Source organism: Sphingopyxis sp. L1A2A (genome assembly GCF_005502465.1).
Classification (GTDB): Bacteria; Pseudomonadota; Alphaproteobacteria; order Sphingomonadales; family Sphingomonadaceae; genus Sphingopyxis.
Map to the genome: position 1 here is coordinate 22106 of NZ_SCOT01000041.1, position 6913 is coordinate 29018.

Annotated in this window: 6 protein-coding genes; 4 read left to right on the forward strand and 2 right to left on the reverse strand. The window is 62.9% G+C overall.

What is annotated here, in order from left to right:
• Window positions 1–130: 130 nt before the first annotated feature.
• Both FFS68_RS15890 and FFS68_RS15895 read left to right on the forward strand, forming a co-directional pair.
• Window positions 131–1063: a NosD domain-containing protein gene (locus FFS68_RS15890; RefSeq protein WP_171003921.1), complete on the forward strand. Its 933-nt coding sequence runs from the start codon at window positions 131–133 to the stop codon at window positions 1061–1063.
• Entirely contained in the window at window positions 1060–2379 is a 1320-nt protein-coding gene (locus FFS68_RS15895) for a hypothetical protein (RefSeq protein ID WP_137754175.1), read from the forward strand. Before FFS68_RS15890 ends, FFS68_RS15895 begins: the two co-directional genes overlap by 4 nt.
• A 112-nt stretch (window positions 2380–2491) precedes the next feature.
• On the opposite strand, the gene FFS68_RS15900 is transcribed toward FFS68_RS15895, so the two are convergent.
• Together FFS68_RS15900 and FFS68_RS15905 are read right to left on the reverse strand one after the other, a co-directional pair.
• Entirely contained in the window at window positions 2492–4159 is a 1668-nt protein-coding gene (locus FFS68_RS15900; RefSeq protein ID WP_171003922.1) for an O-antigen ligase family protein, read from the reverse strand.
• The gene (locus tag FFS68_RS15905; RefSeq protein ID WP_137754177.1) at window positions 4146–4574 is read right to left on the reverse strand and encodes a DapH/DapD/GlmU-related protein; all 429 of its coding nucleotides are present in this window, start codon (window positions 4572–4574) and stop codon (window positions 4146–4148) included. Before FFS68_RS15905 ends, FFS68_RS15900 begins: the two co-directional genes overlap by 14 nt.
• Window positions 4575–4627: 53 nt before the next feature.
• Between FFS68_RS15905 and FFS68_RS15910 the strand changes: the two genes are divergently transcribed.
• Together FFS68_RS15910 and FFS68_RS15915 are read left to right on the forward strand one after the other, a co-directional pair.
• Window positions 4628–5095, forward strand: coding sequence for a DapH/DapD/GlmU-related protein (locus FFS68_RS15910; protein ID WP_137754178.1), 468 nt, complete (start codon window positions 4628–4630; stop codon window positions 5093–5095).
• 175 nt (window positions 5096–5270) lie between these two features.
• Window positions 5271–6905 carry a type I secretion system permease/ATPase gene (locus FFS68_RS15915; protein ID WP_171003923.1) on the forward strand — a complete coding sequence of 545 codons (1635 nt, stop codon included), beginning with the start codon at window positions 5271–5273 and terminating at the stop codon, window positions 6903–6905.
• The last annotated feature ends 8 nt before the right edge of the window (window positions 6906–6913 follow it).

Below are 6913 nucleotides of genomic sequence, written 5' to 3' on the forward strand. Positions count from 1 at the left end.
CAATCGCTAACCCACCTGGGCAAAGAGTGCGGTAATACAAAAACTTGCCTTTTGCCACGGGATTTACCAAAGCATCGTCATGTCGCGGCCAGCGGATAAGCCGGAGGGCGGAGCGGCGGCGGGAGTGACCATGCGCCACAATATAGCCATCGCCGGCTTGCTTGCCCTGTTAGGTTCCTGTTCGGCCGGAGCCCTACAGAACGTAGATGTCGACCGCGAGATCGCGTCGGCACGGGGCGGCGAGACCATCGCGTTGCCAGTCGACATGACTGGCGTCCTCACGATTCGTCGCAAGACTTTCAGCCCGGCAATCACCATCGACGCCAAGGCTGCGACGCTCTCCGGCATTGTGCTAGATCAGGTCGATGGGGTAGTGATCAAGGGCGGCACGATCATCGGCCCGGGCGGCCGAAGCTACGGCGTCTCGATCCGCTCCTCCGCGAATATCCGGATCGCCGATATGCAGATCACCGGAGCGCATCGCGGCGTCGTTGTGAACGAAAGTCATGACATCGCGTTGACCGGGCTGAACCTCGTTGGCCTGATTTCCGACGGCATTAACATCGCTCTATCGCGCAAAGTTCTCGTCGAACGCAATCGCTGCCGCGATTTCCGACCTAACATTGCTACCTTTGATGCGACGGGCAAGCGCATCCGCGACGGCGATCATCCCGATTGCATCCAAGCTTGGTCGCGGCCAGCTGCGCCGCCGGTTTCCGACATCAGCGTTATCGGCAATGACATGGATGGCGCGATGCAGGGCATATTTTTCGGCAATCATGTGCGCGGCGGTGTTGACGATGGCGGGTTCGACCGGATCCTTATCAAGGATAATTTCGTTCGTGTGAGCTATCCCCATGCGATCGCGCTGTTCGATGTGCGCGGCGCCACCATAACGGGCAACCGTATTTCGACGGTCCCCGGCGCGATGCTGCCCAACCGGCCCCACCGCCCTGTCGTCGCTCGCATGAACCTCAGAGGATCGGGCATCGAGGCCTGCGGGAACAGCGTTCAGCGCGTGGGCAGGGAACCGCAAAACCCAGGGACGTCTCGCTGCCGATGACGGACCGGGGGCTCGCCGCCCGGCTGATGGGGCTCGGGCGGCATCATTTTCAGTCGGTCACGGCTCTTGGGATCCGCGGGCTATCGGTGCTCGCGGGCTTTGCCCTGTCCTTCGTCATCGGCCATCGCTTTGGACCCGAAGCGAACGGCACTTATGCGCTCCTCACCCAATCGGCGATGTTTCTGTCGGTGGTGGCGGTCGGTGGCCTCGACCTTGCTGTGGTCCGGCAGTTTTCGAGCGTGATCGCGCGGCGCCAGCTGCTGTCGGCCGCCACGCTGCTACGCGTCATCGGGCTGTCGATATGCTTTGCGGCAGCGATCATCGCCGGGCTGCTCGCGGGCGGCCCGGCGACTCTGCACTGGGTCGTCGGCGGGATTTTGCCTGCGGGCGGCCTTTTCATCCTCTGCATCTTGCTCTGGTCGCGCGCGATGACGCGCATTAGCAGCGCGGTGCTTCGCTCGCAGAAACGCTATATCCTTGGCCAATCGGTCGAGGTACTGATGATACCAACGCTCGTACTCGGCATGATAGCCACAGGATGGATCAATGGCATCGGCTCGATCCTGTGGCTCACCGCGGCGGTGTCGGCGGCGGTGGCTATCGGCGGGATCGTAGCGAGCTTCGCGGGATCCAGCCGCGCCACGGAGGCCGCAACGCTGCCGATCCGACCCATGATACGCATCGCGCTGCCGCTGTGGGGCGTCGCGATCGCGCTCAATATCGCCGACTGGTATGGGTTGGTCGTTGTCGCCAACATCGCGGGTATCTATGATGCGGGTCTCTACCGGATCGCGATGCAGTTCGGCACCAGCCTCGCGATCGTGTCGATGGGACTGTTCAGCGTCTTCTCGCCGCAGATTAGCGCGGCTTGGGCGAACGAAGACCTCGCCGGGGTCGCAAGGCTAGGGAGGACCGCGACGCGGCTCTCCGCGCTGTTCACGCTCCCCCCCGCCCTTCTAATACTGGTTGCCGCCGAGCCGCTACTCGGACTGATAGGGGCCGAGTTCACGGCCGCGGCGCCCATGCTGCGCATCATTGTCGTCGGTCAAATAATCTATACGATCACTGGACCCGCCGGACTGGTGCTCGCGATGACCGGCCACGAGCGGGTCAATTTTGCGATTACCCTGACGAGCACTTTGTCGCTTATCCTTTTTGCGCCGCTGATCGCGCAGGCCTTCGGCGCCGCAGGGGTCGCGACCTGTGTCGCACTGTTCCTCGTCGGCCGCAATCTCGCCAGCCTCTATTTTGTCAACCGGCTCTGCGGGATCAATCCGCTGACGGGATCGGTTCGGACGCGAGAGCATGACAACTAACCTGATGAACCGGCGTCGTGGGGACGATAGTCCGAGACGCCTTGCGGACCCGCCGCTTTAGTCGTCGCCGCGCGTGCATATTGAAGCACGGGGAAGTCCCCCCCGGACCGTTTCAGGGCAAGCTGCGCTGCGCCTTTTTCGGAGGCGAAACCGTCGGCGGCAGGACGGTGATCGAACTGTCGCGCTGCTGCTTAATGCGCCATGCGAGCACGACGACCGCTCCCATCATCACGAACGCGAGCGCGTGGTTCTCCTGCTGGCTGAAGATTGATTTAATCACGAGAAAATTGGTCAAGGCAATCAGCAATGGTGCCAGCATCGCGCCATCAGTGTCGGTCGCGCGCACGCGAATGAGCTGCTTTCCGCCCCCGACGATCGTCGCGATAATCATACCGAAATAGATGAGGAAACCCAATATCCCGAACTCGAGTGCGACCAGCAGATAATAAGTGTCGATCGTCAGGATGCCGGCGAGATTTGTGAAACCAAGTTCCTCGGCACCGCGCCCGATGCCGTTCCCCCATGGCGTCTTGAATATCTTGGGCAATCCCATCGCCACCTGGAGCTTGCGCGATTCGGTACTGAATTGCTGCGCGCCGGTTCCCCACACCATCGCGTTGAGGCGCCCGACGAAAAGGGTGGCGGCAAAGAAGGCACTGAGCGTGATCGGATAAGCAATCACCACGGCAGGGCCGAAAAGACTGTCGCGGTCACGGTACCAGCGCAGACCGCCCCACACCAGCATATAAAGCAGGAGTGTCATGAAGAAGCCGACGACGCCAAGCCGACTGTCGGTGAGCCGAATACACCAGAATTGCAAGGCCAGCGTCAGAGCAGCCGCCACGATGATCAGCACATTCTTGCTGCGCATCATGATGTGTAGGATGAAGGGGGCAGACAGCGCGAGAAATTCCGCGAAACCGAGCGGCGTCGTGAACTTGCTCTGGACTCGGTAGATACCCGTTGCGGCGCGCGAGCTGCCCGACAGAATTCGCTGCACACTCTCGTCTTCGATCTTCAGGAAGCTCGGAATGTTTCCGGCCCAAGGAACGACGCTGTGGCGCCATTCCTGGATCGCGATCAGACAGACAAAAAGCACGATCGCCCACAGGAAATAGCCGAATTGCGTCGCCCGGTTCGGTTGACGAAAAACATAGATTGCGACGAAGAAAGGTAAGGTCCAAGTGAGCTGCGCGACGACGAACTTGTTGACCGACAATCCAATGTCGCTTGAGAAGACGATGGAGATCAACGCGATCGCGGCAAAGGCGACGACACCCTGCCAAACGATCGGAAGACCTGTCATAAGTTCCTTCATTTCGGCCCGAAACTGTCGCGAACCCGACAGGCAGAACAGCATGACGAGGGCCAGCGGAACCGTCACGATCCGGATCGCGGTCAACCACGGCAGTCCGGGAAGCGCCAACGCGAGATAGTCGGGCCAGCACAGCAGGGCGATCATGAAGGCGATGCCGAGTCGTCCGAGCCAGCGGGTGGGGACCTGCCGCGCCTCGGGCAGCATCCAGATGACGAATAGGATCATTAGCATCAGCGGGGTGAGGAACTGCAGCACCATGAAGCGCCCGATGAGCGTGAACGTCATGCTGTAAAAGAACAGCGCCAAGCCGAACAAGAAAAGCAGCTTTTTCCGGTGCCTGTGAGCGAAGGTTGGCGAAGCATAGCCGCCAAGCCGGAGGTTCGCCCGCGCAACAGCAAGCTTCGCCTCGCGCCGATCGCGCAGGCGCGCCCATAGCTTCAGGAGGGGGTTATGCTCCGCCATAACGAGCATTTCCGAAAGAAGCGCCGCCCGCCGTGATCCTCGCGGGATTGCCTATCGCCTCGCTGCCGTCCGGCATGTCGCGGTTGACGAGCGCTCCCGCTGCCACGACACAGTCGTTGCCGATCGAAATACCCGGCAGGATCATCGCGCGCGGCCCGATGATGCTCCGCTCGCCTATCCGCGTATCAAGATAGAGCCCTCGGGTGAGGTCGTGCGAGAGCACGACCGCTTCTTCGCCGATGACCGCCCCGGCGCCGATATGAATGCCCTTCGGCCAAGTCCGATCGATCAACGCCGTGTCGGCGATCCAGGCAGATGCCGCGATGTCAGACCTCCAGAGAATCTTTCGCACCGCCGCTTGCCAGCGCTGGATCAACGTGCGCCGGCGAGTGCGGACATTTTTTCCCTCAGTCATGATCGGGGCGCTATAGCAAATGAACGGAGAATCAAGGCGGGAGTTCGCACCGGATGGCTATCTTACGTTCGCTCAACAGCCTCCGCCGCGTCCGGTCGCTGGTCACCGGCATACGTCGGCGCTGGCTCACGCGTAGCGGCAGGATCGAGATCGCCCCCTCGGCCAGCCTGTCGCTGTCCAGCCGACTTATCGGGCGCCAGCCGAGCGCAGTCATCGTCGGCGCAGACACGCTCATTGCCTTTAAAACGCTTATCTTGGGTTATGACGCGACCGACAACCGCGACGCGCCAGTCCGGATCGGAGAGCGCTGCTTTATCGGCGGCGGGTCGGTCATCCTTCCCGGTGTCAAGATCGGCAACGAAGTGATAATCGGCGCTGGCTCCGTGGTTTTCGACGATGTTCCCGACCGCTGCATCGTTGCCGGCAATCCCGCGCGTATTCTGCGCCGCGACATCGTCGTCGGCCGCTTCGGCCGCCTTGAGGGCGCCGATGACAACAGCAGACGGCTTTGGAAACCGTGATCGGCGCGAGAACGGCGCGGTGCGCACGAACCGGGATGACCGGCCGATGACCAGGGCTTGGGAAACCGGTCCTTTCGAAACGCACGCTATCGATACCGGGCCCGGAGAACAGGCGCCTCCCCCCTCACGTTTGCGCGACCTAATCGCGGCGCAGCCTTCAGGTCGGCGTACGCTGGTGGTCGTCACCGTGCTCAGCGCCGCGCTCAACCTGCTCATGCTGGCGGGATCGATCTATATGCTCGCGGTCTATGACCTGGTCCTGCCGTCGGGCAGCATTCCGACGCTTGCTGGCCTTTTCGTCATGGTGCTGGTGGCCTATGCCTTCCAAGGCGCGCTCGATCATGTTCGCAGCCGGGTATTGATCCATTTTTCGACGCTGGTCGATCATAGCATGAACCCCGCGGCGCGCCGCCTGATAGCGCACCGGGCCCACATGGCGCCTGATGAGGACGCGTTACAGCCGTTACGCGACAGCGACCAGATTCGGCAGTTCCTGTCGGGCAACGGCCCGGCGGCGATCGCCGACATGCCATGGGTTCCGTTGTTCCTGATCGCCCTCTTCCTGCTGCATCCGCTGCTCGGCCTCACGGTACTGGTCGGCGGCGCGTTGCTCGTTGCGCTGACCTGGACCGCCGACCGGATCACCCGCGACGAGACTTTAGAGCTTGTCCGCGCGACATCGGCGCGCGCGCGACTCGCCGAGACGAACCGGCGTAGCGCGGCAGCCATCGCGGTGATGGGTTTGGACCGCCATATGGCGGCACACTGGTCGCGCGCGTCGATTCGGCTGCTCGCTGCCAATGAGCGGCTCGCCGGCACAACAGGGTCGATCGGTAGCTTCAGCCGGGTCTTCCGGCTCGTACTGCAGTCGATCGTGCTCACTGTCGGCGCGATCCTCGTGGTCAACGGCTATGCCAGCGGCGGGGTCATTTTCGCCTCGTCGATTCTTTCGTCGCGCGCGCTCGGACCGATCGACGGAGCGATCGCCAACTGGCGAAGCCTCGTCGCCGCGCGACTTTCCTGGAGCCAGTTCGCAGCCGCGTTGGCCGCCTTACCCCAAACGCAGCGCGCCGTTGCTCTTCCGCCGCCACGGGAGCGCCTCGACGTCGCGGGATTAACGGCGAGCCCGCCTGGTGCGGATCCGGATATCATTCGCGATGTGAGCTTCACCGCGCTCGCGGGCGAGGCGATTGCGATCGTCGGCCCCAATGGCAGCGGCAAATCGACGCTGCTGCGCACCGTCGCGGGTCTTTGCCCGATCCGCGCCGGTGCGGTTTGCCTCGACAAGGCCGACTTGGCCGATTTTGCGCCCGAAAACCTCGGCGCGAGCCTCGGCTATGTGCCGCAGGATGTCGAACTGATCGACGGCAGCATCGCGCAGAATATCGCGCGGTTCGATCCGGCCGCCGAGCATGAGGCGATCGTCGCGGCCGCGCGAGCGGCGGGTGTCCATGAAGTGATCACGGCTATGCCCAACGGATATGGGCGCGAGGTCGGCGTCGGCGGATCGGCACTGTCAGGTGGCGAAAGGCAGCGCATCGCGCTTGCGCGCGCGCTGTTCGGCGACCCATTCCTGATCTTGCTCGACGAGCCCGATGCCCATCTCGACGACGAAGCCCGCGCGACGCTCGGCGCCGCGATCGCCGCTGCGAGAAACCGCGGAGCGATCGTCCTCGTGGTGGCGCATGGACCTTTGCTTCTGCCTCATGTCAGCCACATCCTCGCGATGCGCGACGGCGCCGCGCTCGCCTTCGGTCCTCGCGAACGGATGACCGGCCGCGCCGATCGCGCATCGCGAGGATGTGGCTGACATGAGGC

Bases quoted from the DNA above. Each gene is read 5' to 3' on its own strand.
- FFS68_RS15890 (WP_171003921.1), top strand. From the start codon at position 131: ATGCGCCACAATATAGCCATCGCCGGCTTGCTTGCCCTGTTAGGTTCC.
- FFS68_RS15895 (WP_137754175.1), top strand. From the start codon at position 1,060: ATGACGGACCGGGGGCTCGCCGCCCGGCTGATGGGGCTCGGGCGGCAT.
- FFS68_RS15900 (WP_171003922.1), bottom strand. From the start codon at position 4,159: ATGGCGGAGCATAACCCCCTCCTGAAGCTATGGGCGCGCCTGCGCGAT.
- FFS68_RS15905 (WP_137754177.1), bottom strand. From the start codon at position 4,574: ATGACTGAGGGAAAAAATGTCCGCACTCGCCGGCGCACGTTGATCCAG.
- FFS68_RS15910 (WP_137754178.1), top strand. From the start codon at position 4,628: ATGGCTATCTTACGTTCGCTCAACAGCCTCCGCCGCGTCCGGTCGCTG.